Origin of the sequence: Streptomyces geranii (assembly GCF_002954775.1) — a bacterium.
Classification (GTDB): domain Bacteria; phylum Actinomycetota; class Actinomycetes; order Streptomycetales; family Streptomycetaceae; genus Streptomyces; species Streptomyces geranii.
Genome location: NZ_PJME01000011.1, coordinates 43,761 through 68,816 on the forward strand (window position 1 = coordinate 43,761; position 25,056 = coordinate 68,816).

The following is a 25,056-nucleotide window of genomic DNA, read 5'->3' on the forward strand; positions in this document are numbered from 1 at the left end:
GCGCCCACGCGGCAGAGCCGCAAATGTCACAGCCCCGCGCCCCTAGGTGGGTGCCCCGACCGTCAGCCTTGCGGGTAGCCGTTGTTCTGGTTGCCGTAGGGGGGGTACTGCTGCTGGCCCTGCTGCTGGTAGCCGTAGTCCGGGTTGTACGGGTATTGCTGGGCGTACTGCTGGGCATAGCCCTGGTCGTCGTTCTGCTGCTGGGTCGGGGGGATGCGGCGGAGCTGGGTCGTCGCGTCGTCCATGGGGGCCTGGTACTGCTGCTGGGCCGGGGGTTCGGGCTGCTGGGGCGGGTTCTTCTTGGCCTTGCTGCGGGCCCTGGCGAACTCGATGATGATCGGGACGACCGAGATGAAGACGATCAGCAGCAGGATGGGCTCGATGTTCTTCTTCACGAAGTCGATGTTGCCGAGCCAGGAGCCGAGCAGGGTGACGCCCGCGCCCCAGAGGACGCCGCCGATCACGTTGTACGTCACGAAGGAGCGGTACTTCATGCCGCTGACGCCCGCGATGATCGGCGTGAACGTGCGCACGATGGGCACGAAGCGGGCCAGGACCAGGGACTTCGGGCCGTACTTCTCGAAGAACTCGTGTGCCTTGGTGACGTTCTCCTGTTTGAAGAGGCGGGAGTCCGGTCGGCTGAAGAGCGACGGTCCCACCTTCTTGCCGAACATGTAACCCGCCTGGTCGCCGAGGATCGCGGCGACGCAGATCAGGGCGACCGCCCCCCACAGGGGGAAGTCCAGGGTGCCCGCGGTGATCAGCAGGCCCGCGGTGAACAGGAGCGAGTCGCCCGGCAGGAAGAAGCCGATGAGCAGGCCGGACTCGGCGAACACGATCAGCAGCAGGCCCCAGATGCCGAACTGGTCCAGCAGATAGTCCGGGTCCAGCCAGCTCGGTCCGAGGGCAATCGTCACTGTTCCGGGCTCCTGAGGCTTGGCAGAGATGAGCAGAGAATCGGGTGGGGCAAAGCTATCAACGCTATGGGTCCCCTCCAGGTTCCACCAGCTTCCATGCGCCACTCCGGGGTGCGCTGTGCGGCGACTGGGACCACCCTGTGAGGTTATGGGCATCGAAGAGTACGGCGGCGGCCAGGGACCCGGGTCCGAGGTTCTGGTCGTGACGACGAACGACGCACCCGGCTACCGGGTCGAGCAGGTCATCGGTGAGGTGTTCGGGCTGACCGTGCGGTCACGGCATCTCGGCAGCCAGATCGGGGCCGGGCTGAAGTCGATGATCGGCGGCGAGCTGAAGGGGCTGACGAAGACTCTGGTCGAGACGCGCAATCAGGCCATGGAACGGCTCATCGAGCAGGCACGCGCGCGTGGCGCCAACGGCGTGCTCGCCTTCCGCTTCGACGTGACCGAGGCGGCGGACGTGGGCACGGAGGTGTGCGCGTACGGGACCGCGGTCGTCCTGGTCCGGGAGTAGCACCCCGGGGTACGGGCTCCCGGACCAGGTCGCCTCTAGGAGGTGCGGCTATCCGGCGTGCCGGGCCGCGTTCGCCGTGATCGCCTCCCTGAGGTGCTCGGCGAGGCCCGGCCGCATGGAGTCGTAGAACTCCTTGAAGCGCTCGTCGGAGACGTACATCTCGGCGAGGCCCTGGTGGATGTCGTACGTGCATTCGTAGAACCACTTGGTGATGTGCCGCCGGTGTTCCTCGGCCATGCTCATGGCCGCCTCGCCCGTCGGGGGCTCTCCGGCGGCCATCAGGGCGTCGTAGCGCTCGCCCCAGGAGGCCACCTCGGCCTGCATGCGTTTCCAGTCGTCCTTGGTGTACGAGGCCGTGCGGCGCTGCGACTCCGCGTACGTGTCCGTGCCGCCCCAGCGGCGTTCGGCCTCCTCCGCGTGTGCCTCCGGGTCCTTGTCCCCGAAGACCTCGAACTTCTCCTCGGGCGTGAGGTTGATGCCCATTCTGCGTGCCTCCATGGCGTGCTCCACGGCCGCCGCCATCTTCTGGAGCCGTTCGATCCGGACGGTCAGCAGCTCGTGCTGGCGGCGCAGTTGCGCGCGCGGGTCCGCCTCCGGGTCGTCCAGCAGGGCGGCGACCTCGTCGAGGGGGAAGCCGAGCTCCCGGTAGAACAGGATCTGCTGCAGCCTGTCGAGGTCGGCGTCGCTGTAGCGCCGGTGGCCCGCGTGGCTGCGCTCGCTCGGTACGAGCAGGCCGATCTCGTCGTAGTGGTGCAGGGTGCGCACCGTGACGCCGGCGAATCCGGCGACCTGTCCCACGGAGTGGCTCACTTCCGCTCCCTTCTCGGTACGCGTTCCACACTGGGTCCTCACCCGACGTGAGGTGCAAGCCCCGGGGCCCGGCTCTACCGTCGTATGCATGCCACTGCACCGCGGGGACAGCGAAGCACCTGACGACAAAGGCGACCGGCGCAGGCTCGCCGTGAACCCGTTCTACGGGGAGGCCAATCCGGTCGGCGGGATGACCGAGGCCCCGCCCACGCACCGGCTGCCGGACGCCCCGCTGCCACCGTCGACGGCGTACCAGGTCGTGCACGACGAGCTGATGCTCGACGGGAACTCGCGGCTCAACCTGGCCACCTTCGTCACCACCTGGATGGAGCCGCAGGCCGGTGTCCTGATGGGTGAGTGCCGGGACAAGAACATGATCGACAAGGACGAGTACCCGCGCACCGCCGAGCTGGAGCGGCGCTGTGTGGCGATGCTCGCCGATCTGTGGAACGCGCCCGATCCGGCCGCCGCCGTGGGCTGTTCGACCACGGGTTCGAGCGAGGCGTGCATGCTCGCCGGGCTGGCGCTGAAGCGGCGGTGGGCGGCGCGCAACGCCGACCGGTATCCGGCCCGCGACGTGCGGCCGAACCTGGTCATGGGCGTCAACGTGCAGGTCTGCTGGGAGAAGTTCTGCAACTTCTGGGAGGTGGAGGCGCGGCTGGTGCCCATGGAGGGCGAGCGGTTCCATCTCGACCCGCAGGCGGCGGCCGAGCTGTGCGACGAGAACACCATCGGGGTCGTCGGGATCCTCGGGTCGACCTTCGACGGTTCGTACGAGCCCGTGGCGGAGCTGTGCGGGGCCCTGGACGCCCTCCAGGAGCGGACCGGGCTCGACATCCCGGTGCACGTCGACGGGGCCTCAGGGGCCATGGTGGCGCCCTTTCTCGACGAGGACCTGGTGTGGGACTTCCGGCTGCCGCGCGTGGCCTCGATCAACACCTCGGGGCACAAGTACGGGCTGGTGTACCCAGGCGTCGGCTGGGCGCTGTGGCGGGACAAGGAGGCGCTCCCCGAGGAGCTGGTCTTCCGCGTCAACTACCTGGGCGGCGACATGCCGACGTTCGCGCTCAACTTCTCGCGCCCCGGGGCGCAGGTCGTCGCGCAGTACTACACCTTCCTGCGGCTGGGCCGCGAGGGCTACCGCGCGGTGCAGCAGTCCACGCGGGACGTGGCGTGCTCGCTGGCGAAGCGGATCGAGGAGCTGGGCGACTTCCGGCTGCTGACCCGGGGCGACGAACTGCCCGTGTTCGCCTTCACGACCGGCGCGGACGTGACCGCGTACGACGTCTTCGACGTCTCACGGCGGCTGCGCGAGCGGGGCTGGCTGGTGCCCGCGTACACCTTCCCGGCGAACCGGCAGGACCTGTCCGTACTGCGGGTCGTGTGCCGCAACGGCTTCTCCGTGGACCTCGCCGAGCTGTTCGTGGAGGACCTGGAACGGCTGCTGCCGGAGCTGCGCCGGCAGTCGCACCCCTCGACCCACGACAGGGGCGCGGCCACCGGTTTCCATCACTGACACCCGCCCATTGGTGGGCGGTTGCCGTGGTTAACGGCTCAGGCGGCCGAACCTCCGTACCGCCAGCGGGAAGAAGACCGCCAGGAGGGCCAGGGGCCAGGCGACGGCCGCCCAGATGTGGCCCGGTTCGCCGCCGGGGTTGCCGAACAGGTCGCGTACCGCGGTGGCCGTCTGGGACATCGGGTTCCACTGGACGGCCGTGCCCAGCCAGCCGGGCATGGAGCCGGGGGTGGCGAAGGCGTTGGAGAGGAAGCCGACCGGCCAGACCAGGATCTGGACCGCCTGCACCAGTTCCGGCTTCCCGGCCACCAGGGCCAGTTGGATGCCGATCCACAGCATGGCGAAGCGGAACAGCAGGAGCAGGCCCACGGCCCCCAGGAGGCCCGCCACGCCCCCGTGGGCGCGCCAGCCGATGGCGTACCCCACCGCGAGCAGTACGGCGAGCCCTACGGCCGACTGGAGCATGTCGGCGGCCGAACGGCCGACCAGGACCGCGCCGTTGGCCATGGGCATCGAGCGGAAGCGGTCGATGACGCCCTTGTTGAGGTCCTGGGTGACGGCGAGCATCGTGCCCTCCAGGCCGAAGGCCATGGTGAGCGCGAGCATCCCGGGGACCAGGTAGTCGACGTAGTTCCCGCTCACCTCCCGGCCGCCGCCGACCAGATAGCCGAACATCAGCAGCAGCATCACCGGGAACACCAGCCCGACCAGCACCTGGACCGGCTGCCGGGCCCAGTGGGCGAGTTCGCGACGGGTCATCGTCCAGCAGTCGGTCAACGCGCGCGTGCCCGGCCCGCCGGTCGCCCGGCCCGTCCCGTAGGTCTCGTACGTCGTCACGCGGCCTCCCTCGTCCGTTCGTCGTCCCCGGTGAGGTGCAGGAAGACCTCGTCCAGCGTCGGGCGCCGCAGGGCGACGTCCTCGGCCTCGATCCCGGCCGCCTCCAGGGCCCGTACGACCCCGGAGAGCGCCGCCATGCGGTCGGTGACCGGGGCGCTCAGCAGGCGCCGGTCGGGGTCCACGCGGACGCCTTCGGCGGGTACGGGCAACAGGGCGACGGCCGCGCCCAGTTGGCCCGCGTGGCGCAGGACGACGTCGATGCGGTCGCCGCCCGTCGCGGCCTTCAGCTCGTCCGGGGTGCCGTCGGCGACGACCCGGCCCCGGTCGACGACACAGACGCGGTCGGCGAGCTGGTCGGCCTCCTCCAGGTACTGGGTGGTCAGCAGGACCGTCGTACCGCCGCCGACGAGGGAGCGAACCGCCGCCCACACCTCCGTACGGCCGCGCGGGTCGAGACCGGTCGTCGGTTCGTCGAGGAAGAGCACCTCGGGGTCGGTGATGAGGGAGGCGGCGAGGTCCAGGCGGCGGCGCATTCCGCCGCTGTAGTGGCGGACGGCCTTGCGGCCGGTGTCCGCGAGGTCGAAGCGGGCGAGGAGTTCGTCGGCCCGCACGCGCGCGTGGCGGGCGCCCAGGTGGTGGAGGCGGCCGAACATGTCCAGGTTCTGCCGGCCGCTCAGCTCCTCGTCGAGCGCGGCGTGCTGGCCGAGCAGGCCGATGCGGAGGCGGACCTCCCGGGCCTCGGTCAGCACGTCGTGGCCGGCCACCTCGACCCGGCCGCCGTCGGGTCGCAGCAGGGTGGACAGGATGCGGACCAGGGTCGTCTTGCCCGCGCCGTTCGGCCCGAGCACGCCGTGCACCGTGCCGCGGGCGACCAGGAGGTCGAGTCCGGACAGTGCCTGGGTGCCGCCGTACTTCTTGTGTGCGCCTTCGACGGTGATCGCCGCGTCGGCCACGGACCACTCCCTTGCTAGTCAAACTTGATTACCAGTCGAAGGTAACCCGCCCGGAGTAATTGGTCAAACTTGATTAGCGAGCGTCCCCGGGGTGCTTCTCCCCCGTCGCGTACGGGTTCTCCTCACCCTCGACCAGGACGCCGACGAACGGCTCGCCCTCCCCCGCGAAGGTGTACGCCCCGCCCTCGATCCGGGCGATCAGACCCTGGGTCCACTCGGCCTCGGCGTCGGCCGTGTGGATCCAGAGGTTCATGATCTCGCCGATGTGGCCCAGCTGTTCGGGGCCGTCCTCGGGGACGTAGTGCTCGGTGACGGAGGCCCGCCACTCGCCGATGCGCCGGGTGCGTTCCTTGAGGAGGGTGACCGCCTCGGCGCGGGGCAGGTCGACGATGAAGCCGATCGCCGCCGACTTGACGTCCATCTTCTGGTCGTACGAGGTCAGGGCCTCGCGCAGCAGGCGCAGGTATTCGTCGGTGCCCCAGTCGGTGATCTCGTACTCCGTGCGCGGCGGGCCGCCGGCCGTGGAGGGCGCGATCTCGTGCGCGTGCAGCAGCCCTTGCTTGGCCATCTGCTTGAGCGCGTGGTAGATCGAGCCGGGCTTGGCGTTGGACCACTCGTGCGCGCCCCAGTACTCCAGGTCGTTGCGCACCTGGTAGCCATGGGCCCGCCCGTGCTGACGGACCGCGCCGAGCACGAGGAGACGGATCGCTGACATGGGGCCAGCGTAGGACCCTTGACGTCAGCCCCAGCTCGTGCCCTGCTCCTTGGCCACCAGCTCGAAGGCGGTCGCGCCGTCCAGGGACTCACGGATGATGTCGGCGTGGCCCGCGTGCCGGGCGGTCTCGCGGATCAGGTGCAGGCCCAGCCAGCGCATCGAGACCCGGCCCTCCGGCGGGAACCAGGGGTCCGGCGGCAGCGCGAAGGTGTCGTCGAGGCTCGGTACGGAGCGCAGGAACGCCTCGGTCTCGGCGGCGACCTTCTCCCAGTACGCGAGCTGCGAGGCGACCGTCTCCCCCTCGACGAGCACGAAGTTCTCGTGCCAGTTCGACTGGTCCCGCTGGACGGCCGGCGGCTCGCCCTTGGCCCGCGCGATCCAGCCCTGCTCGACCTCGGCGACATGCTTCAACAGCCCGGAGAGGGACAGCTCACTGGCGCTGGGCTTGCTCGCCGCCTGCTCGTCCGTCAGCCCGAGCAGGGCCCGCCGGATGCCGCCGCGCTGCTCCTCGATGAACGCGAGCAGTGCTCCGCGCTCGTCGCCGGGTGCCTCGGTGGGGACGTGGGTGACCATGGCCGGCCGCCTTTCATCGGGGTCGTGCGGGCGTTTGCTGCCCGACACCGATGAATTTACGAGGGCTTTAGGACAGGTTCGGTCCTAAAGCCCTCGGGTCGCGCGAGAAGTTCCGGAACTGCCGGAACCGGGACTAGAAGGGGAAGCCGCTCCGCCCGTGCTGCACCGAGATCCACTTCTGGGTCGTGAACGCCTGCACCGTCGCGTCGCCGTTCAGGCGGCCGATGCCCGAGGACTTCTCGCCGCCGAAGGCGACCAGGGGCTCGTCGTGGACCGTGCCGTCGTTGACGTGGAACATGCCCGTGTCGATCCGCTTGGCGAAGGCGACACCGCGTTCCACGTCGGCCGTGTGGACGGCGCCGCTGAGGCCGTACGGGGTGTCGTTGACCAGGCGGACCGCCTCCTCCTCGCCGTCGAAGGGGACGAGGATGGCCACCGGGCCGAAGATCTCCTGGCGGAGGAGGGGCGAGTCGGCGGGCAGGTCGGTCAGGACCGAGGGCTCGACCAGGTTGTCCGTCGTCGTGCCGTGCAGCAGGGCCGTCGCGCCGTCCTCCACCGCCCGTCGCACGACGCCCGAAATGGCCTCCGCCTGGGACGAGTTGATCACCGGGCCGATGACCGTCGACGGGTCGTTCGGGTCGCCCACCTTCAGGGACTTGACCTTGGCGACGAACTTCTCGGTGAACTCGGCGGCGATCGAGCGGTCCACCAGCACCCGGTTGGCGGCCATGCAGACCTGGCCCTGATGGACGTACCGGCTGAAGACCGCCGCGTCGACCGCGTAGTCGATGTCCGCGTCGTCCAGGACCACCAGGGCGCTGTTGCCGCCGAGTTCGAGGACCACGTTCTTGAACAGGGGCGCGGCGACGGCCGCGACGTGGCGGCCGACCTTGTCGGAGCCGGTGAAGGAGATGACCTTCGGGATCGGGTGCTCGATGAACGCGTCGCCTATCTCGGCTATGTCCGTGATGACGACGTTCAGCAGGCCCGGCGGCAGGCCCGCGTCCTCGAAGATCTTCGCGACCAGGGAGCCGCCGACCACCGGGGTGTCCTGGTGCGGCTTGAGGACGACGCCGTTGCCGAGCGCGAGGGCCGGGGCGACCGACTTCAGGGAGAGCAGGAAGGGGAAGTTGAAGGGGCTGATCACGCCCACCACACCCACCGGGACGCGGTAGACGCGGTTCTCCTTGCCCTCGACCGGCGAGGGGATGATCCGCCCCTCGGGGGTCAGCGACAGGCGGATCGACTCGCGGAGGAACTCCTTGGCGAGGTGCAGTTCGAAGCCGGCCTTGAGGTGGGTGCCGCCGAGTTCGGCGATGATCGCGGCGGCGATCTCCTGCTCCCGGTCCTCGATGATGCGCAGGGCTCTCTCGAAGACCGCGCGACGGGCGTACGGGCTGGTCGCGGCCCATTCCTTCTGGGCCGCGGCTGCCGCACGGTACGCCTCGTCGACCTCGTACACCGTGGCGATCGTGATCGACGCGAGCTTCTCGCCGTCGTACGGATTGAAGTCGATGATGTCCCAGGAGCCGGTGCCCGGGCGCCACTCACCGCCTATGTACTGCTGCGCGAGGTCGGTGAAGTAGTGCTCAGGCGCTGGCATGTGATCCCTCAATCCGTCAATCCCGAAAATCCCGTATCACGGTCTGATCGCACGTCATCGTACGTGCGTTCCAAGGGAGTTGGGGGACCAATCGAGGACTCCGGGGACAGGCCCCGTCAGGACAGTTGCAGCAGGCCCCGCAGCAGGTCCCTGCTCTCGGCCGGGCCGGGGCTGTCCTGCTGGAGTTCCTTCATCGCCTTCTCGTACTGGGTGACGTCCTCCGCCTTGTCGAGGTACAGCGCGCTGGTGAGCTGCTCCAGGAAGATCACGTCGGACAGGTCCGACTCCGGGAAGCTCAGGATGGTGAACGCGCCGCTCTCGCCCGCGTGTCCGCCGAAGCCGAACGGCATGATCTGCAAACGCACGTTGGGCCGCTCGGAGACCTCGATCAGATGCTGGAGCTGACCGCGCATCACCTCGCGGTCGCCGTACGGGCGGCGCAGCGCGGCCTCGTCCAGGACGACGTGGAACTCCGAACCGCCGTCGGACAGCAGGTGCTTCTGGCGCTCCAGGCGCAGCGCGACCCGGCGCTCGATGTCGTCGGGGCTCGCGCCCCGCATCCCGCGTCCGACGACCGCGCTCGCGTAGGCCTCGGTCTGCAACAGGCCGTGCACGAACTGGACTTCGTAGGCGCGGATCAGTGAGGCCGCGCCCTCCAGGCCCACGTAGGTGGGGAACCAGCTCGGCAGGACGTCCGAGTAACTGTGCCACCAGCCCGCGACGTTGGCCTCCCTGGCGAGGGAGAGAAGCGCGTTGCGCTCGGCCTCGTCACTCACGCCGTACAACGTCAGCAGGTCCTCGACGTCCCGCGTCTTGAAGCTCACCCGGCCCAGCTCCATACGACTGATCTTCGATTCGGAGGCACGGATCGAGTAACCCGCCGCCTCACGCGTGATCCCCCGTGCCTCACGCAGTCGCCTCAGGTGCGATCCGAGCAGCATGCGCCGCACCACCGATCCCGGCTCTCCCGCGCTCACGTTCGACAACCTCCCCAACCTCTCCAGGGGCCGCAGTCTGCCACTAAAACACTCCGAGCAGTACTCGTCCGGTTACTCAAATGGGAAGACGTCAGAGCGTACGCACAGGAAGAGGCAAGGGGAAGACCGGCCAGAGGTGAAAAGTTGGCGGAAAAAATGACCAAGAAGCGGTACGGGAGGGTCCAATTGGGGCGCGTGCACGTGCATCTGCCCTTGCATCCGCCGTACGCATCGGAAACCATGGTCTCGCGCCACCGCTGCAACGCAATGTCTGCTTCGCAACGACCGCGATCTCCCGGGAGTGCCTCGCATGGGGACGAATGGATCAACCATGCTCGAGCCGTTAAGGCAGGGCCTTCCGCCGCTGGATCCCTCGACCGTGTCCAACGCCGCTTCGTGCGCGCTGCCCGCCCGCTTCGAAGCGGTGCGCGAGGCACGGCAGTTCAGCCGCAGAACACTCGCCCAGTGGGACGTGGGCGACCGCTTCGACGACGTCTGTCTGGTCGTCTCCGAGCTGGTCACCAACGCCCTGCGGCACGCGCTGCCCAAGGACGCCACGCTCTCGCCCGCCGCCCAGGAGCCGCCAGTACGGCTGCACCTGATGCGCTGGACCGAGCGGCTGGTGTGCGCGGTGCGCGACCCCAGCCGGGAGAGTCCGGTGGCCTACGAGGCCGAGGAGTTCTCGGAGGACTTCTCCGCCGAGTCGGGGCGCGGACTGTTCCTGGTCGACTCGTTCAGCGACAGCTGGGGCTGGCACCCGCTCTCGGGCTCGCTGGGCGGCAAGGTGGTCTGGGCGCTGTTCCGGTTGCACTCCGCGGAGTGAGCCGGGGCGTTTTCTCGGGTCGCGATTCTACGCGCGTCACCGTGCGCGAGGGGGCGACTGCGCCCCGTTTGCTCCGGATTCGGGGCGGTCAGCTCGCGATCAGGTGGTCGAACTCGCCGTCCTTGATGCCGAGCAGCATCGCCTCGATCTCGGCGCGGGTGTAGACGAGCGCCGGACCGTCGGGGAAGCGGGAGTTGCGCACCGCCACCTCGCCGCCGGGCAGCCGCGCGAACTCCACGCAGGAACCCTGCGAGTTGCTGTGCCGGCTCTTCTGCCAGGCGGCGACGCCGTCCAGCAGTGCGGCGGCCATGCCGTTGTGCACGCCGGACTCATCGGCTACGTCTACGCCAACGCCGTACACGTCGTGGTCCACAGGTCGCTCCCTGGTGGTGCACTGGCTGGTGAGGCCATTGGTGCAGTGGTCAACTGAACCGGATCATAGCTCTGTTCACGTGCAAACGCATGGACGTATGCACGGGCTTATGCATGGGCAGACGCACGAGCAGATGCACGTGCACGTGGGGTGTTCGCGCCGCTACACACCTTGACGCACGCGCGCCCCTACGCGTTCCCCGCACGGCCCGGAGCACGCCCGTACCCCCACCTCCTGGGACAAATGGAGGCGGGGGTACGGGAGTTGCGGCGCGCGCCGGCTACCGGGACACGTACGGCAGCAGGGCCATCTCGCGGGCGTTCTTGATCGCACGGGCGAGCATCCGCTGCTGCTGGGCCGAGACACGGGTGACCCGGCGGCTGCGGATCTTGCCGCGATCGGAGATGAACTTCCGCAGCAGATCCGTGTCCTTGTAGTCGATGTACGTGATCTTGGCCGCGTCGAGCGGATTCGGCCGGGCCTTGAGGGGCTTGCGTTCGGGCTTGCGGGCCATGGCGGGTCAGACCTCCAGGAGGGTGTCGAAGGCGGGCGGCAGGCGCTTCCAGGCGGTGCGGCCACCGGCGTACTCGGCGTCGGTGAGCAGGCAGGACTCCAGCAGCTGTTCGAGTCCGTCGCGGTCGAGGCCGGGTGACGTGAACACCAGGTGCTGGCAGCAGTCGCCGTGCTCGGGGTGCCAGTCGAGGGCGGCGGCGGCCCGGCGCACGGCCGGGACCAGGTCCCAGGCGGCGTCCGGGAGGGAGGCGAGCCAGGGGCCCGCGCTCTCCACGCACAGGGCGCCGCCGGCCGCGTCCCAGTGGAGCAGCGTGTCCGGGTGGTCGGCGAGCCAGAACCGGCCCCGGCTGCGCGCGGCGGCGCAGGTCAGGTCCTCCAGCGCCTCGTACAGCCGCTCGGGGTGGAAGGGGCGGCACCGGTGCCAGACCAGGGTGGACACACCGTGCGCGTCGGCCTCGGCGGGCAGCAGGGCACAGGCCGGGTGCTGGGCCGCGGCGGCGGCTTCGACGTCGAAGCCGGCGAGGGCGGCGGAGGCGAGCGGAGAGAGCGGCGCAGGGGTCGGGGTAGGGGCAGGGGTCGGCGATGCCGGTTCCCGATCCCGCCCCGGGACCGCGTCTGCGTCTGTGCCTTCACCTGCGTCTGCGGGTGCAGCTGCAGGTGCGGGGCCCGCCAAGCCCCCTGGGTGGCCGCCCGTAACAGGGACTTGACGGGCTGTCGGGTGGAGCTGGGCGAGCAGTTCGCGGTCCTCGTCGTCGGCCTCCGGGGAGTCGACGAGGGCGAGGACCGTGGCGTACTCCAGCTGACGGGCGAAGGTGTCGGCGACGGTGCGCTGGTCGGTGGCCGCGGCGGCGAGGCCGCGTTCGGCCAGGTCGTCGCCGTTGCCGAGGTACGGCAGCAGCAGTGCCGGGTCGACGGCGGTGATGACGCCGGTGACCGTGAGGCCGCCGGCCGTCACCACCTCGGCCATCGCCTTGGGCTCGACGGAGTCCCACAACTCGACGACCGCCAGCCGGGTCAGGCCGGCGTCCGCGAGCCGCCGCAGCTCCGGGACGAGATCCTCGCGCAGGGCACAGCACGCGCAGTCGTTGACCAGCGGCGCCTCTCCCGCCGAGAGGATGCCGGTGGCGTCGCTGACCGTCCGCACGACCGTGCCGGCCACGGCCGTGGCGAGGTCGTGGTGGAGTACGACGCTGCCTGGCACGTCGGCGAGCAGCTGGGCGACGGCTGCCTTACGGGCATCGGCGTGGAGTCCGCCGACGATCGCCACGGAGAGTTCGCGGGCCCCGGAGGGCCCTTCTTGCCCATGCTCATGCTTGTGCACCTGCACGTTCGGTCCCTCAGCCCTTCTTGCCGTACCGGCGCTCGAAGCGCTCCACGCGGCCGGCCGTGTCCAGGACGCGGGCCGTGCCGGTGTAGAAGGGGTGGCTGATGTTCGAGATCTCGACGTCGACGACGGGGTAGGTGTTGCCGTCCTCCCAGTCGACCGTCTTCTCGCTGGTCATCGTGGACTGGGTGAGGAAGGCGTGGTTCGCGGCCCGGTCGCGGAAGACGACGGGTCCGTACGCGGGGTGGATTCCCTTACGCATGGCGGCTGATCAGCGCTCCTCTCGGAAGTCGACGTGACGGCGGGCGACCGGGTCGTACTTGCGCAGGGTCATACGGTCCGGGTCGTTGCGGCGGTTCTTGCGGGTGACGTAGGTGAAGCCGGTCCCGGCCGTGGACCGGAGCTTGATGACCGGCCGGAGTTCGTTGCGAGCCATGCTGGTATCTTACTGAAAACGACTTCCATTTGCATAACCTGACCGAGAGAGGTGCGTCACCTTGTCCGCCCACTGCATGCTGTCCGGCGCCCAGCCGGGCTTCGGCAACAACATCAGCCACTCCCACCGGCGTACGTCGCGTCGTTTCAACCCGAACATCCAGTCGAAGCGGTACTGGCTGCCGAGCGAGGGCAGGCATGTGCGGCTGCGGCTGAGCACGAAGGGGATCAAGACCGTCGACACGATCGGGGTGGAGGCGGCGGTGGCCCGGATCCGGGCGCGTGGGGTCAGGGTCTGAGAGGCAAGGGCCGAGGGCCCAAGAGGGACAAGGGGCGAGAGCCCAGGAGGGATTGACGTCATGGCGAAGAAGAGCAAGATCGCGAAGAACGACAAGCGGCAGGAGATCGTCGCGCGGTACGCGGTACGGCGAGCCGAGCTGAAGGAGATCATCCGGCGGCCGGGGTCTACGGAGGCGGAGCGGGCGTCCGCGCGGCGCGAGCTGGAACGGCAGCCCCGGGACGCGAGCGCCACGCGCGTGCGCAACCGGGATCAGGTGGACGGGCGGCCCCGTGGGTACTTCCGGACGTTCGGGCTGTCGCGGGTGAGCCTGCGGTCACAGGCGCATGCGGGGTTCCTGCCAGGTGTTCGAAAGTCGTCCTGGTAGCTTGCTGCGGTCTTAGGGTCGTAGCGGCTACTGGTTGGGAGCTTCCCGGTGACTTCGGTGACTTCGGCGTCGTACACGCGCGTGCTGGTGCGCAGGGTTGGTGCGGCCTCGGTGGCCGGGGTGGCCGGGGTGGTGCTGCTGGCCGGGTGCAGTGGTGACGGGGGATCCGACGAGGGGTCGAAGACTCCGGGCACGGGCTCCTCGACCGCGCCGTCGTCCACATCCTCGCCCTCGTCGGGTACGGACTCCGGGAACGGGGGGACCACGGAGGTGGACAGTGCGCTGGTGGGCAGTTGGCTGACCACCAGCAAGGGCAAGGCCGTGGCGCTGGTGATCAACGGGACCAAGGCCGGGTTGTTCGCCACCGGGGGGACCGTGTGCAGTGGTACGGCGGGCAAGCAGGCGGGGATGGAGATGATCTACCTCAAGTGCTCGGACGGCAACGGCGACCGGGCCACGGGGATGGTCGGCTCCGTCGACGGGACGTCGATGAAGGTGACGTGGTCGAGCAGCCTCGGCACGGAGACGTACACGAAGGCGGAGGGCGGACAGCTTCCGTCGGGGTTGCCCACGGCGGGGCTGGGCTCCTGAGGGTCGGGCAGTGCCTTTAGGGGCGCGAGGAACTGCGCGACCAGCCCCCACCGGGCCCGCAGCCGAACCCCGTGCCTACACCCCCGGCAACCGAGGCCCCCGGTGCACCCTCGCTCGGGTTGCCGCCGCTGTGCCCTCCTCCCAGCCCGCCTCGTCCGTTATCGCGCGCAGGCGGGTTGTCGTTGTCGTGGGGAACAGGTGGGTCAGGTGGGCCGTCACCGCCACGTCCCGGGTTGCCAGGATCGGGAGCAGGGACTCCGAATCGCCCGGCGTCGGCGTCTGCGCTGCCGCCGTTGCCGTCAGGCGCTCCCCCATGTTGTGGGCGTAGGCCGCCATGAAGGACTGGCGGAAGGTCTTCGTGCGTTTGCGGCCGGCCGCCCGTTGCACCGCCTCCGCCTTTGTCATCGCCGTCGTCGCCTGCACCAGCAGCGAGGTGTACAGCAGCTCCACCGTCTCCAGGTCCGGGTCGAAGCCCACCACCGTCGAGAAGCCCAGCGCCTCGTTCCACACCGCCCTGCAGCGGTTCGCCTCCGCCACCGCGTGCAGCAGCGCCGCCTTCGACTCCTCGTAGGGCGCGTCCACGCCCAGGCGGCACGCGCGCGGGGCGTCGGGGGACGGGGCTCCCGCCGCGAGGAGGGCCTCGTCGATGCTGTGCCTGGCCATCAACTCCTGGGCCTTCGCGCTCAGCGCCTCCGCCTCCTCCGGGAACCCGGTCGCCTCCGCCTTCGCCAGCAGCGCGCGGATGCGCGGCAGTACGCGTGACTCCGGGCGGGCGTCCGATTTCGACCCCGCCTTCGATCCCGCCTTCGCCTTCGGCGGTCGCTGGTCGTCCACGGGGTCCAGGGGTTCCAGCGTCGGCAGCCTCAGCAGCAGGCGGTACAGCTCCAGGGTCGTCGTCGCGTGTGTGAAGCGGTCCCCGCGCGCGGGGGGTGCTTCCGCCGCGCTCAGGTCCGTCAGTTGGGCCGTCCAGCGGGCGCCCCTGGCGCGGTCGTTCGGTGCCTGGGTGAGGATCAGCGCCGACACCACGCGCACGTGTGCCTCGTCCAGTTCGCGCCGTACCAGGCGTACGACGTCGGCCGGCTGCCAGCCCCGGCGCCAGGCCGAGGCCACGAACTCCTCGCCTCGCCGGGCGAGTTCGGTGTCCGCCGTCGGGTCGGCGGCGAGCAGGGACGCGCCCGTGTCGAGGGCCGTGTCCGTGTCGGCGTACAGGGCCGCCTTGAAGGCTTCCTCGACGGTGCCGGGCGGGTGGGGCGTGCTGCTGGTCACCCTTCGATCGTTTCATGGCCGCCGCACCCGCCGTCGCCCTCACTGTCAACTACGGGTTGACACCCCCTCGACTGCCAACCTAGGGTTGACACATGACGACGAACGAGCCCGTCCGGGCCTCCGTACGCCTCGACGACCTCATCGAGGCCATCAAGAAAGTCCACACCGACGCACTCGACCAGCTCCAGGACGCGGTGCTCGCCGCCGATCACCTCGGGGAGGTGGCGGATCATCTGATCGGGCACTTCGTCGACCAGGCCCGGCGTTCCGGGGCCTCCTGGACCGACATCGGCCGGAGCATGGGCGTCACCCGGCAGGCCGCGCAGAAGCGGTTCGTGCCGAAGGGCGAGTCGGACCTCGACCCGAGCCAGGGCTTCAGCCGCTTCACACCACGGGCCAGGAACGTGGTGGTCCAGTCCCAGGAAGGGGCCAAGGCGGCCGGCAACGACCAGATCCGCACCGAGCACCTGGTCCTCGGCCTCCTCGCCGACCCGGAGAGCGTCGGGGCGAAGGCGATCACCGCGCAGGGCGTCTCCCTGGACAGCGTGCGCGAGGCCGCGAGCGCCGGTCTCCCGCCGCGTGGTGAGAACGACCCCGCCCTCATCCCCTTCGACGCCAACGCGAAGAAATCCCTCGAACTCACCTTCCGCGAGGCCCTGCGCCTGGGCCACAACTACGTCGGAACCGAGCACATCCTGCTCGCCCTGCTGGAGTTCGAGAACGGCGAAGGCGTCCTCTCCGGCCTCGGGCTCACCAAGGCCGCGACGGAGGAGTACGTCGTCGCGGCCCTCGCCAAGATCAAGGTGGAGTTCGAGAGCAAGGGCGAGCAGACGGGCTGAACGCGCTGGTCACAGGCGTTGTCAGACCCTGCTGCCACACTCTCGGACATGGCAGGGACGGCGGACGGCACCGAGCGGTGGGCTCTCGCTCCGGCCGAGGACGGCGGCGTGGAGATCGCCCCCCTCGGTCCGGACGGGCTGCCCGCCGGGCCGGTGCGGCGGGAGCCGGATCTCGGCGCCGCCGTCCGTGACCGGCCGGAGGTCGGCCGGTGGGTGTGGCGGTCCACCGCCGAGGTCTATCCGCGACTGCTCGCCACGGGGGTGCGAGTCGAGCGGTGCTACGACATCGAGGACGCCGAGACGCTGCTGCTCGGCCACGAGGGCCGGCTCGGCGAGCCCCGGTCCGCGGCGGCGGCCCTGGCCCGGCTGCGCGGCGGTCCCGTACCGCCGGATCCGCCGCAGCGGGCCGCCGAGCCCGGCGCGCAGTCGCCGCTCTTCGAACCGCAGAGTGTCCGCCTGCCGCTCGCGGACCTGCTGGAGGTGTACGCCGACCAGTTGCGGCGGCACGACGCGACCGCGCACCCGGAGCGGATGCGGCTGCTGACGGCCGCCGAGTCGGCCGGGATGCTGGTGGCCGCCGAGATGAACGCGGCGGGACTGCCGTGGCGCGCGGACGTCCACCGGGACCTGCTCCACGAACTGCTCGGCGAGCGGTACGCGGGCGGGGGCGAGCCCCGGCGGCTCGCCGAGCTGGCGGACGAGGTGTCGGCGGCGTTCGGGCGGCGGGTGCGGCCCGATCTGCCCGCCGATGTCGTCAAGGCCTTCGCGCAGGCCGGGATCAAGGTGCGGTCCACCCGGAGATGGGAGATCGAGGGGATTGATCATCCTGCGGTGAAGCCTCTTGTCGAGTACAAGAAGCTGTACCGGATCTGGGTCGCCCATGGGTGGTCCTGGCTGCAGGACTGGGTGCGGGACGGGCGGTTCCGGCCCGAGTTCCTCGCGGGCGGGACGGTCACCGGGCGCTGGGTCACCAACGGCGGGGGCGGGCTGCAGATCCCCAAGGTGATCCGGCGGGCCGTGGTCGCCGACCCGGGATGGCGGCTCGTGGTCGCCGACGCCGACCAGATGGAGCCGCGGGTGCTGGCCGCCATCTCGCGCGACCCCGGGCTGATGGAGGTCGCCGGGCGGGAGACGGACCTGTACCAGTCGGTCTCCGAGCGGGCCTTCTCCGGCAACCGCGAGCAGGCCAAGCTCGCGGTGCTGGGCGCGGTGTACGGCCAGACCTCCGGGGACGGCCTCAAGAACCTCGCCGCGCTCCGGCGCCGGTTCCCGAAGGCGGTGGCGTACGTCGACGAGGCCGCCCGCGCGGGAGAGGAGGGGCGGCTCGTGCGGACGTGGCTGGGGCGTACGTGTCCCCCGGCCGTCCGGGTCGGCGACGACTCGGTGGAGGAGGCCGGCATCCCGCTCTCCGAGGACGAGGGCACCGACCAGGGCGGGACGGGCGCTGGGGCGGGGTCGGGGACACAGGAGTGGGTGCCGGGGTACGCCTCCTCCAACTCCCGTGCCCGGGGGCGCTTCGCGCGCAACTTCGTCGTCCAGGGGAGCGCCGCCGACTGGACGCTGCTGCTGCTCGCCGCGCTGCGCCGGACCTGCGCCGGGATGGCGGCCGAGCTGGTCTTCTTCCAGCACGACGAGGTGATCGTGCACTGCCCGGAGGAGGAGGCGGAGACGGTCGTGGCGGCGATCCGGGAGGCGGCGGAGCTGGCGGGACGGCTGACGTTCGGCCGGACGCCGGTGCGGTTTCCGTTCAGTACGGCGGTGGTGGAGTGCTATGCCGACGCCAAGTGACGCGCGTCAACCCTGGCGGGCGCCGGTGCCCGCGCTCGACGCCTCGGCCGCCGCCAGTTCGCGGGCGAGGTCGCGGACCAGGTCGTGGGGCGCGTAGTGGCCGTACGCCGCCTCCTCCAGGAGGGCCGCCGAGACGAGACGGTTCAGGGCCGCCTCCGCGCGGTGTTCGTCGGTCGCGGTGAGACGGGCGAGGAGCGGGATGTCGTACGTGGGGAGGTCGAGGGTGCCGATACGGCGCAGGGCGAGAGCGGCGTCGCGGTCGGTCTCGTGGGCGGAGGTGCGCAGGGCGTCGTGGGCGCCGGCCAGGGAGCGGCGGACGCTGAGGTCGTCGTGCTCCAGATACGGCAACCTGCTCTCCCCTGCGGCCAGTTGAGCGGCGAGCACGTCCGGGGTGAGGGCCCGCCGGGCGGCGAGCCGGGCGGCGACCACGCGCAGGGCGAGCGGGAGGCGGGCGGTGAGTTCGACGAGAGGGTGGCCGGCGTCGAGACCGTCCCGTCCGGAGACCGCCCGCAGCAGCTCGGCGCTCTCGGCGCCGGTCAGGGGGGTGAGGGGGAAGCGGCGGGCGCCGTCGAGGGCGGTCAGCGGGGAGCGGCCGGTGACGATCACGGCGCAGCCGGGGCCCGCCGGGAGCAACGGCCGTACCTGCGCGGCGCGTTCGGCGTCGTCCAGGACCAGCAGTGTGCGGGTCGGGGCGAGGAGGGAGCGGAGTAACGCGGCTGCGGCGTCGGGGTGTTCGGGGATGCGGGGTGGCTCGACGCCGAGGTCGCGGAGGAGGGCGGTGAGGGCCTGGGTGGGGGTGAGCGGGGGTGTGGCGGCGGTCGCGGAGGCGGTGCCGGGTGAAGTGGGGGTGCCGGGCGAAGTCGGGGTGCCGTGCAGGTCGACGTAGAGCTGGCCGTCCGGGAAGCGGTGCCGGAGGGTGTGGGCGACGTGCAGTGCGAGGGCGCTCTTGCCGATGCCGGGCATGCCGTGGATCACGGCCACGGGGGTGACGGGTGGGGTCGCCTCGGGCGCGGGTCCTTCCGGGAGGAGGGTGCGGCTGAGGGTTTTGGCGACCTGGGCTCGGCCGGTGAAGTGCGGTGGGGGTGGGGGGAGTTGGGCCGGGCGGGGGACGGGGGGTGCGGGTGGCACCGGTATGGGTGCAGACGCCGGTGCGGGTGTTCGTGGTGGCCGGGTGGGCGTCGGCCTCGGGGTGGAGCCCGACGTCGGTTGTGCGGGGACGTAAGGAGCCGGGAGGTCGGCGGCGGGCGTCGTGGCGGCGCCCTGAAGTCCTGGCGCGTCCGGTGCCTGCGGTACCTCGCTCACCTCTGGTACCTGCGAACCCCCTGTCCCCCGCAGCACCTCCATATGTGCCGCCCGTACCGCCTCCCCCGGTTCCACGCCCAGTTCGTCCAGGAGGCGGTTGCGGAGGTCTCGGTGGACGGCGAGGGATTCGGCTCGGCGGTCCGTGCGGTGGAGGGCGAGCATGAGTTGGCGGTGGTAGGACTCGCGCAGGGGGTGTTCGGCCGTCAGGGCCGTCAGCTCGGGGATCAGGGCCGCCAGGCGGGGGCCGCCCGCGTGCAGTTCGGCGTCGTACTTCCATTCCAGGAGGAGGCGGTGAGCCTCCGTCAGGCGTTCGGTGAACGCGTAGCCGACGGTCTCGGGCGGGAGGCCCGTCAGGGGTGTGCCGCGCCACAGGGCGAGGGCCGACGCGCACTCGTCCAGGAGCCGGCGCCAGTCCTGGTTGGCGTGCGCCGCGCGGGCCCGTTCGACGTGGGCCTGGAAGACGTGGACGTCCAACTCGCCCGGGCCCACCCGCAGTAGATAGCCGGGCGATACCGCGCGCAGGCGGGACGGGTCGTCGAGGAGGCGGCGCAGGCGGGCGACGTGGTTGTGCAGCGAGGCCTGGGCCGAAGCCGGCGGTGCCCCGCCCCACAGCGCGTCCTTCAGGGTCTCGACCGGGACGACCCTGCCGGGCTCCAGAAGCAGGGCTGCGAGCAGGGTCCGTACCTTGCCGCTGCCTATCCGCTGAACGGGTGGAGTGGCCGGGTTCGGCCGGATTCCGTTGCCCGTACGGGCGTTGGGGATCTCGGCGTCGTAAAGGACGGGCACGCCCAGCAGTCCGAACCGCAGACCGCACCGCATGTTCTCGCCCCACCGCCATCTCGTCCGCTCACCGAACTTACATGTTAGCGATTTGTTGGCGTGGCCTGATGTGATCACCTCAACGGAGCCGGTCCGAGGGTGCGCGCGTGGAACGCGCAGCTCGGGGGAGTGTCGCCGTCGCGACCGGGTCCGGGTACGCGAGAGGGCCCCGGTCGCCAGAGGTGACGGGCGGGGCCCTCTTATCGCGCAAGCCTTCGCCGACGGGCTGTGTTCAGAGAATCGGGGGGCGGCCCAGTCGGGTCAGCTTCCATACCGTGCGCCAGCTCATCGGGCGGCGCTCGCCCGCCGGTTCGCGCAGGCCCTCCGCGAAGCCGCCGAACCAGGCGCGCAGCGCGGCCGTCGAGCGGGCACGGAGCACGGTGATCGCGATCCATACGGCGAGGTGCACCGGGATCAGCGGCAGCGGCAGCCTGCGGCGGACCAGCCAGACCCGGTTGCGGGCGGTGACCCGGTGGTAGATGGCGTGCCGGGCGGGCGAGGTGCTGGGGTGACGCAGCAGGAGACGCGGCTCGTAGAGGATCTTCCAGTCGGCGTCGACGGCCCGCCAGGCGAGGTCGGTCTCCTCGTGGGCGAAGAAGAAGGCGGCCGGCCAGTCGCCGGTCTCGTCGAGCATCTCCATGCGCAGGGCGTGGCCGCCGCCGAGGAACTGGGTGACGTAGCCGCCGAGCATCGGGTCGCCCGCGCCGGGGCGGGGGACGTGCCGGCGCTGGGTCACGCCGTTCTCGTCGGCGATGCGGAAGCCGACGATGCCGAGGCGGGGGTCGCCGGCGTAAAGGTCCCGTACGCGGCTGAGGACGTCGGGGTCGACGAGGAGGCCGTCGTCGTCGAGGTCGACCACGACGTCGATGTCGCCGAACTCACGCAGCCGGGCCAGTGCCACATTGCGGCCACCCGGACAGCCGAGGTTCTCGTCGAGTTCGATGGTGGTGACCTCGCCGGAGAGACCGGGGAGTTCGGGAAGCGGACAGCCGTTGCCGACGAGCACGATGCGGGCGGGGGCCAGGTCCTGCTTGGCGATCGACTCCAGCAGCGCGTTCAGCGCGGCGGGCCGGTTTCCCATGGTCACCACGGCCACCGCGATGCGCGGCTCCACCGTCATGCCACCCACCAGACCCACCTCGTTCCGGCCGCCGACGTACACCATCGCGGTCGGATGCTATCTGTTTACAGTAAGGATGTATTAAGTACGCATTAAGTACGTCTCTTCTGCATAACACCCTTGCACAACACCCTAACGGGGCTCAGCACCCACACGGCCGTCAGCCGGTGCCCGACTCCAGCCAGGTCCGCAGCGCCCACCACCAGTGCAACGTACCCAGTGGTCCGGAAGAGATGCCTGACAGATCGTCCGTGAGGGATTCACCGGTGAGCTGCTGGAGGCGGGAGAGGCGGTAGCGGACGGTGTTGGGGTGGGTGAACAGGGTAGCCGCCGTCCGGTCGAGGCGGCGACCATGGTCGAGGAACGTCAGTGCGGTGAACGCGATCTGACGGTGGAAGTCGTCCCGGGGGTCGAGGTCGGCGAGCAGCCGGGCGCTGAGCCAGGAGCCGAGGAGGGGCTGGTCGGCGAGGGCGATCTCGGCGGCCAGCTCGGTGAGTTCGTACACGCCGTGGCGTCCGTATCCGTACGATCCGTCGAGGTCGAGGGCGCGGACGCAGAGGCCGTACGCGGACCGCAGGTCGTCCAGCGGGACGGCCGGTGATACGACGACGAACGCGCCGCCGACGCCACCGTCCCCGGTGCCGCTCCCCTCCCCCGCCCACTCGCCCCCGCCGTCGCCGTCGTCGATGCGCTCGCCCGCCGGGAGCCGTGGGTACAGGCCGACGAGGCGGCCGTCGAGCATGCCGAAGAGGCAGCCGCGCAGGGCGGCGAGCCGGTGGGCCAGGCGCCGGGTGCGGGCGGGGTCGCCGCCCGGGTCGGCGACCAGGAGGTGGCGTACGGCATCCTGGCGCAGCCCGGCCCGCGCCAACTCCTCGGCGGCGGGGGGCGGTTCGCCCTCGACGAGGAGCCGGCGCAGCAGCCGGGCCCGGGTCTCGCCGAGCACCCGGGGGTTGTCCCACTCGGCGGCGCGGTACCCGTGCACGACATGCCGCTGCAGGGCGTCGCCGTACTCCTTGAGCCGCAGTACGGCGTCGAGCAGCACGCGGTCGGGGACCCCGGCGGAGCGACATCGGTCGACGGTGATCTCGACGGCGCGGGTGTGCGCGGCCTGAACTCCGCGCAGTACGGCGGTCATCGGCACGCCCTGGGTGGCCCGGTCGGCACCGAGCAGCAGGGCAGCGCCGAAGTTCTGGGCGTCGATGCCGTGTTCGGCGGTGTCCTCTATATGGGGTGCCGGGGCGTGGGGAGTTGTCGGGTGGGCGGCGGCGACCGTACCGAAGTCGGCGTTGCCCAGCCAGGCTCCGGCCGCGTGGATCATGGCGGTCACGTGCCAGTGGGTCTCCGCCTCGGCCAGGCGGGCCACCTCCGGGGAGTGGGTCCGGGCCGCCTGTACCAGTTCGCCCTGGACCTCCGCGTCGGCCGCCATCGCCCGCAGTACGTCGGTGACCGTCTCGTGTTCAGGGCGTTCGGGGTGTTCGGTGGCGTCGGTGAGGACCGTCATGGGCCTTCCCCTTCCGCTTCGGTGCGGTGTCGCCGGGACACAACGGAGGGTCGGACGCGTTGGCTCCCGGCTACTACCGCGCAGTAGTACCGACCTGATTCCCTGAGCGCTACCGACGGTAACCCCAGGCTCGCCATAAACACACCCTTCGCGCGGACGCCCCACGCGTCCGTGCACACGCACGCACACTCTCACTCGCATCCGCGTCTGCACCAGCACCCGCACCCGCACCCTCCGTATGCCCCTCCCCCGGAAGGCACCCTCATGGAGCACTTGACTGACCCGGTCAGCCGCCGCCGGGCACTGACCCTGGCCGGCGGCGCGGTCGCCGCCACCGCGCTGACCCAGACGTCCTTCACCGCCTCGGCGGCTGCCGCGACGGCCGACGCGATCGTCGTCGGCCACGGGCTCGCCGGGCTGGTCGCCACGGCCGAACTCGCCGCCGCGGGCCGCAAGGTGCTGCTGCTCGACCAGGAACCGGTGTCCAACCTCGGCGGCCAGGCGTACTGGTCCTTCGGCGGGCTCTTCTTCGTCGACTCCGCCGAGCAGCGCCTGATGGGCGTCAAGGACACGAAGGAACTGGCCTGGCAGGACTGGCTGGGCACCGCCGGCTTCGACCGGGGCGTCACGGACCCGCTCGGCCAGGACTACTGGGGCTACAAGTGGGCCGAGTCGTACGTCGACTTCGCGTCCGGCGAGAAGCGGGCCTGGCTGGCCGGCCTCGGTATGCAGTGGTTCCCGATGGTCGGCTGGGCGGAGCGCGGCGGCGGTCTCGCGGACGGCCACGGCAACTCCGTACCGCGCTTCCATGTCACCTGGGGCACGGGTCCGGCCGTGGTGGAGCCGTTCGTGGAGAAGGTGCAGGACGCGGTGGAGGACGGGCTGGTGACGTTCAAGCACCGCCACCGCGTGGACGAGCTGATCCGCACGAACGGCACCGTCACCGGCGTACGCGGCGCGATCCTCGAAGCGAGCACCGCCGCGCGTGGCAAGGCCAGTTCGCGCACGGTGATCGGCAGCTTCGAGCTGAGCGCCGAGGTGGTGATCGTGACGTCCGGCGGTATCGGCGCCAACCACGATCTCGTACGCGCCAACTGGCCGGCCCGGATGGGCACCGCGCCCAAGTCGATGATCACGGGCGTGCCCGCGCACGTGGACGGGCGGATGCTCGGGATCACCGAGAAGGCGGGCGGCCGGATCGTCAACCCGGACCGCATGTGGCACTACACCGAGGGCATCAAGAACTACGACCCGATCTGGGCCAACCACGGCATCCGGATCCTCCCCGGCCCGTCGTCGATGTGGTTCGACGCGACCGGCAAGCGGTTCTCCGCGCCGGACATGCCGGGTTACGACACCCTGCACACGCTGAAGTCGATCACCAGCAGCGGTTACGACTACTCGTGGTTCGTGACGACGCAGAAGATCCTGGCGAAGGAGTTCGCTCTTTCTGGGTCCGAGCAGAACCCGGACCTGACGAACAAGGACATCTGGATGCTGCTCTCGCGCATCTGGCAGACGCCGGAGCCGCTGGAGCGGTTCAAGAAGTACGGCGAGGACTTCATCGTCTCCGAGACGCTGTCCGAGCTGGTCCGGGGCATGAACAAGCTGACCGGCACGAGTCTGATCGACCTGGCCTCGCTGCAGCGGCAGATCGAGGCGCGGGACCGGGAGATCGACAACGCGTACAGCAAGGACGCGCAGGTGATGGGCATCCGCAACGCGCTGTCGTACCCCGGTGACGTCCTCAGCCGTACGGCGTCGGCGCACAAGATCCTGGACTCGTCGGCCGGCCCGCTGATCGCGGTACGCCTCAACATCCTGACCCGCAAGACGCTCGGCGGGCTCCAGACCGACCTGTCGGGACGGGTTCTCGACGCCGCCGGTGCGCCGATTCCCGGGCTGTACGCGGCTGGTGAGGTCGCGGGCTTCGGCGGTGGGGGTGTCCACGGGTACCGGTCCCTGGAGGGGACGTTCCTCGGGGGGTGCCTGTTCTCCGGGCGACAGGCGGGGAGGGCGGCGGCTGCGGCTACTGCCTGACGGGTGGGTTGAGCTGCGCTCGGCTGGGCCTGGGCTCGGGCTCGGGCTCGGGGCAGCTTCGGGAGGGGCGGTGCGGGGCGGACGAGCTTTCTTTCGCCCCCGCCGCCCCTACCCGTTCCCATCCCTGGGGGGGGCCGCCCCCCCCCCCCCCCGGGGGGGGGGGGGGGCGGGGGGGGGGGGGGGGCCCCGGGGCCTGGGGTGGGTGGGTACGGCGGGGGTTGGTGGGTGGTGGATCGGCCTGG

26 protein-coding genes are annotated in these 25,056 nt (G+C 70.8%); 9 read left to right on the plus strand and 17 right to left on the minus strand.

The window, feature by feature from the left end:
• Positions 1–62 precede the first annotated feature (62 nt).
• Positions 63–917 (minus strand): DedA family protein, encoded by an 855-nt coding sequence (locus tag CW359_RS17440; protein WP_105970878.1) that lies wholly within the window; start codon positions 915–917, stop codon positions 63–65.
• A 148-nt stretch (positions 918–1,065) separates the two neighbouring features.
• Between CW359_RS17440 and CW359_RS17445 the strand changes: the two genes are divergently transcribed.
• Positions 1,066–1,431 carry a YbjQ family protein gene (locus tag CW359_RS17445; RefSeq protein ID WP_105970879.1) on the plus strand — a complete coding sequence of 122 codons (366 nt, stop codon included), beginning with the start codon at positions 1,066–1,068 and terminating at the stop codon, positions 1,429–1,431.
• A gap of 48 nt (positions 1,432–1,479) precedes the next feature.
• Here the strand turns inward: CW359_RS17445 and CW359_RS17450 are convergent, their stop codons facing one another.
• Positions 1,480–2,241 carry a MerR family transcriptional regulator gene (locus CW359_RS17450; protein ID WP_105970880.1) on the minus strand — a complete coding sequence of 254 codons (762 nt, stop codon included), beginning with the start codon at positions 2,239–2,241 and terminating at the stop codon, positions 1,480–1,482.
• Positions 2,242–2,329: 88 nt separating this feature from the next.
• Between CW359_RS17450 and CW359_RS17455 the strand changes: the two genes are divergently transcribed.
• Positions 2,330–3,757: a glutamate decarboxylase gene (locus CW359_RS17455; protein ID WP_105970881.1), complete on the plus strand. Its 1,428-nt coding sequence runs from the start codon at positions 2,330–2,332 to the stop codon at positions 3,755–3,757.
• A gap of 30 nt (positions 3,758–3,787) precedes the next feature.
• On the opposite strand, the gene CW359_RS17460 is transcribed toward CW359_RS17455, so the two are convergent.
• The 6 genes from CW359_RS17460 to CW359_RS17485 all read right to left on the minus strand — a co-directional run bounded on the left by CW359_RS17460 (position 3,788) and on the right by CW359_RS17485 (position 9,379).
• Positions 3,788–4,516, minus strand: coding sequence for an ABC transporter permease (locus CW359_RS17460; protein WP_105970988.1), 729 nt, complete (start codon positions 4,514–4,516; stop codon positions 3,788–3,790).
• Between the two features lie 74 nt (positions 4,517–4,590).
• Positions 4,591–5,547 (minus strand): ATP-binding cassette domain-containing protein, encoded by a 957-nt coding sequence (locus CW359_RS17465; RefSeq protein WP_105970882.1) that lies wholly within the window; start codon positions 5,545–5,547, stop codon positions 4,591–4,593.
• A gap of 73 nt (positions 5,548–5,620) precedes the next feature.
• Positions 5,621–6,262, minus strand: coding sequence for a PadR family transcriptional regulator (locus CW359_RS17470; protein ID WP_105970883.1), 642 nt, complete (start codon positions 6,260–6,262; stop codon positions 5,621–5,623).
• A 24-nt stretch (positions 6,263–6,286) separates the two neighbouring features.
• Positions 6,287–6,835 carry a DinB family protein gene (locus CW359_RS17475; RefSeq protein WP_105970884.1) on the minus strand — a complete coding sequence of 183 codons (549 nt, stop codon included), beginning with the start codon at positions 6,833–6,835 and terminating at the stop codon, positions 6,287–6,289.
• 133 nt (positions 6,836–6,968) lie between these two features.
• Positions 6,969–8,438 (minus strand): aldehyde dehydrogenase family protein, encoded by a 1,470-nt coding sequence (locus tag CW359_RS17480; protein ID WP_105970885.1) that lies wholly within the window; start codon positions 8,436–8,438, stop codon positions 6,969–6,971.
• A 116-nt stretch (positions 8,439–8,554) separates the two neighbouring features.
• Positions 8,555–9,379 (minus strand): helix-turn-helix domain-containing protein, encoded by an 825-nt coding sequence (locus CW359_RS17485; protein ID WP_105970989.1) that lies wholly within the window; start codon positions 9,377–9,379, stop codon positions 8,555–8,557.
• A gap of 367 nt (positions 9,380–9,746) precedes the next feature.
• On the opposite strand from CW359_RS17485, the gene CW359_RS17490 reads away from it, so the two are divergent.
• Complete coding sequence (locus CW359_RS17490) at positions 9,747–10,238, plus strand: ATP-binding protein (RefSeq protein ID WP_105970886.1); 492 nt, start codon at positions 9,747–9,749, stop codon at positions 10,236–10,238.
• Positions 10,239–10,326: 88 nt separating this feature from the next.
• Here CW359_RS17490 and CW359_RS17495 read toward each other — a convergent pair whose 3' ends face one another.
• From CW359_RS17495 to rpmG, 5 genes are all read right to left on the minus strand, one after another.
• A complete protein-coding gene (locus CW359_RS17495; protein ID WP_105970887.1) occupies positions 10,327–10,611 on the minus strand; it encodes a DUF397 domain-containing protein in 285 nt (94 codons plus the stop codon).
• A 280-nt stretch (positions 10,612–10,891) separates the two neighbouring features.
• Positions 10,892–11,125: a 30S ribosomal protein S18 gene (rpsR, locus tag CW359_RS17500; RefSeq protein ID WP_105970888.1), complete on the minus strand. Its 234-nt coding sequence runs from the start codon at positions 11,123–11,125 to the stop codon at positions 10,892–10,894.
• A gap of 6 nt (positions 11,126–11,131) precedes the next feature.
• A complete protein-coding gene (locus tag CW359_RS17505; protein ID WP_105970990.1) occupies positions 11,132–12,445 on the minus strand; it encodes a CobW family GTP-binding protein in 1,314 nt (437 codons plus the stop codon).
• A 16-nt stretch (positions 12,446–12,461) separates the two neighbouring features.
• Entirely contained in the window at positions 12,462–12,710 is a 249-nt protein-coding gene (locus tag CW359_RS17510) for a type B 50S ribosomal protein L31 (protein ID WP_105970889.1), read from the minus strand.
• 9 nt (positions 12,711–12,719) lie between these two features.
• Positions 12,720–12,884, minus strand: a complete 165-nt coding sequence (rpmG, locus tag CW359_RS17515; protein WP_046260352.1) for a 50S ribosomal protein L33 — start codon at positions 12,882–12,884, stop codon at positions 12,720–12,722.
• A 61-nt stretch (positions 12,885–12,945) separates the two neighbouring features.
• Here rpmG and rpmB point away from each other — a divergent pair, with 61 nt between their 5' ends.
• The 3 genes from rpmB to CW359_RS17530 are packed head-to-tail and all read left to right on the plus strand — an operon-like array spanning position 12,946 to position 14,139.
• Positions 12,946–13,182 carry a 50S ribosomal protein L28 gene (gene rpmB / locus CW359_RS17520; RefSeq protein WP_105970890.1) on the plus strand — a complete coding sequence of 79 codons (237 nt, stop codon included), beginning with the start codon at positions 12,946–12,948 and terminating at the stop codon, positions 13,180–13,182.
• A gap of 60 nt (positions 13,183–13,242) precedes the next feature.
• Entirely contained in the window at positions 13,243–13,548 is a 306-nt protein-coding gene (gene rpsN, locus CW359_RS17525) for a 30S ribosomal protein S14 (RefSeq protein WP_105970891.1), read from the plus strand.
• Positions 13,549–13,605: 57 nt separating this feature from the next.
• Positions 13,606–14,139 carry a hypothetical protein gene (locus tag CW359_RS17530; protein ID WP_105970991.1) on the plus strand — a complete coding sequence of 178 codons (534 nt, stop codon included), beginning with the start codon at positions 13,606–13,608 and terminating at the stop codon, positions 14,137–14,139.
• A 75-nt stretch (positions 14,140–14,214) separates the two neighbouring features.
• Here CW359_RS17530 and CW359_RS17535 read toward each other — a convergent pair whose 3' ends face one another.
• Positions 14,215–15,405 (minus strand): DUF2786 domain-containing protein, encoded by a 1,191-nt coding sequence (locus CW359_RS17535; protein WP_105970892.1) that lies wholly within the window; start codon positions 15,403–15,405, stop codon positions 14,215–14,217.
• Positions 15,406–15,497: 92 nt separating this feature from the next.
• Between CW359_RS17535 and CW359_RS17540 the strand changes: the two genes are divergently transcribed.
• Together CW359_RS17540 and CW359_RS17545 are read left to right on the plus strand one after the other, a co-directional pair.
• Positions 15,498–16,244: a Clp protease N-terminal domain-containing protein gene (locus tag CW359_RS17540; RefSeq protein ID WP_105970893.1), complete on the plus strand. Its 747-nt coding sequence runs from the start codon at positions 15,498–15,500 to the stop codon at positions 16,242–16,244.
• Between the two features lie 48 nt (positions 16,245–16,292).
• The gene (locus tag CW359_RS17545) at positions 16,293–18,032 is read left to right on the plus strand and encodes a bifunctional 3'-5' exonuclease/DNA polymerase (RefSeq protein ID WP_105970894.1); all 1,740 of its coding nucleotides are present in this window, start codon (positions 16,293–16,295) and stop codon (positions 18,030–18,032) included.
• Positions 18,033–18,038: 6 nt separating this feature from the next.
• Here CW359_RS17545 and CW359_RS17550 read toward each other — a convergent pair whose 3' ends face one another.
• From CW359_RS17550 to CW359_RS17560, 3 genes are all read right to left on the minus strand, one after another.
• Complete coding sequence (locus tag CW359_RS17550) at positions 18,039–20,153, minus strand: AfsR/SARP family transcriptional regulator (protein ID WP_105970895.1); 2,115 nt, start codon at positions 20,151–20,153, stop codon at positions 18,039–18,041.
• 232 nt (positions 20,154–20,385) lie between these two features.
• On the minus strand, positions 20,386–21,318 hold the full coding sequence (locus CW359_RS17555; protein ID WP_198655254.1) for a glycosyltransferase family 2 protein: 933 nt from the start codon (positions 21,316–21,318) through the stop codon (positions 20,386–20,388).
• Positions 21,319–21,433: 115 nt separating this feature from the next.
• Positions 21,434–22,774 (minus strand): helix-turn-helix domain-containing protein, encoded by a 1,341-nt coding sequence (locus CW359_RS17560; RefSeq protein ID WP_105970896.1) that lies wholly within the window; start codon positions 22,772–22,774, stop codon positions 21,434–21,436.
• A 264-nt stretch (positions 22,775–23,038) separates the two neighbouring features.
• Here CW359_RS17560 and CW359_RS17565 point away from each other — a divergent pair, with 264 nt between their 5' ends.
• Positions 23,039–24,814 carry an FAD-binding dehydrogenase gene (locus CW359_RS17565; RefSeq protein WP_105970897.1) on the plus strand — a complete coding sequence of 592 codons (1,776 nt, stop codon included), beginning with the start codon at positions 23,039–23,041 and terminating at the stop codon, positions 24,812–24,814.
• Positions 24,815–25,056: the final 242 nt, after the last annotated feature.

Coding starts and splice junctions, on each gene's coding strand:
- CW359_RS17445 (WP_105970879.1), top strand. CDS start 1,066: ATGGGCATCGAAGAGTACGGCGGCGGCCAGGGACCCGGGTCCGAGGTT.
- CW359_RS17455 (WP_105970881.1), top strand. CDS start 2,330: ATGCCACTGCACCGCGGGGACAGCGAAGCACCTGACGACAAAGGCGAC.
- CW359_RS17460 (WP_105970988.1), bottom strand. CDS start 4,516: ATGACCCGTCGCGAACTCGCCCACTGGGCCCGGCAGCCGGTCCAGGTG.
- CW359_RS17470 (WP_105970883.1), bottom strand. CDS start 6,262: ATGTCAGCGATCCGTCTCCTCGTGCTCGGCGCGGTCCGTCAGCACGGG.
- CW359_RS17475 (WP_105970884.1), bottom strand. CDS start 6,835: ATGGTCACCCACGTCCCCACCGAGGCACCCGGCGACGAGCGCGGAGCA.
- CW359_RS17480 (WP_105970885.1), bottom strand. CDS start 8,438: ATGCCAGCGCCTGAGCACTACTTCACCGACCTCGCGCAGCAGTACATA.
- CW359_RS17485 (WP_105970989.1), bottom strand. CDS start 9,379: ATGCTGCTCGGATCGCACCTGAGGCGACTGCGTGAGGCACGGGGGATC.
- CW359_RS17490 (WP_105970886.1), top strand. CDS start 9,747: ATGCTCGAGCCGTTAAGGCAGGGCCTTCCGCCGCTGGATCCCTCGACC.
- rpsR (WP_105970888.1), bottom strand. CDS start 11,125: ATGGCCCGCAAGCCCGAACGCAAGCCCCTCAAGGCCCGGCCGAATCCG.
- CW359_RS17510 (WP_105970889.1), bottom strand. CDS start 12,710: ATGCGTAAGGGAATCCACCCCGCGTACGGACCCGTCGTCTTCCGCGAC.
- rpmG (WP_046260352.1), bottom strand. CDS start 12,884: ATGGCTCGCAACGAACTCCGGCCGGTCATCAAGCTCCGGTCCACGGCC.
- rpsN (WP_105970891.1), top strand. CDS start 13,243: ATGGCGAAGAAGAGCAAGATCGCGAAGAACGACAAGCGGCAGGAGATC.
- CW359_RS17540 (WP_105970893.1), top strand. CDS start 15,498: ATGACGACGAACGAGCCCGTCCGGGCCTCCGTACGCCTCGACGACCTC.
- CW359_RS17545 (WP_105970894.1), top strand. CDS start 16,293: ATGGCAGGGACGGCGGACGGCACCGAGCGGTGGGCTCTCGCTCCGGCC.
- CW359_RS17550 (WP_105970895.1), bottom strand. CDS start 20,153: ATGCGGTGCGGTCTGCGGTTCGGACTGCTGGGCGTGCCCGTCCTTTAC.
- CW359_RS17555 (WP_198655254.1), bottom strand. CDS start 21,318: ATGGTGTACGTCGGCGGCCGGAACGAGGTGGGTCTGGTGGGTGGCATG.
- CW359_RS17560 (WP_105970896.1), bottom strand. CDS start 22,774: ATGACGGTCCTCACCGACGCCACCGAACACCCCGAACGCCCTGAACAC.
- CW359_RS17565 (WP_105970897.1), top strand. CDS start 23,039: ATGGAGCACTTGACTGACCCGGTCAGCCGCCGCCGGGCACTGACCCTG.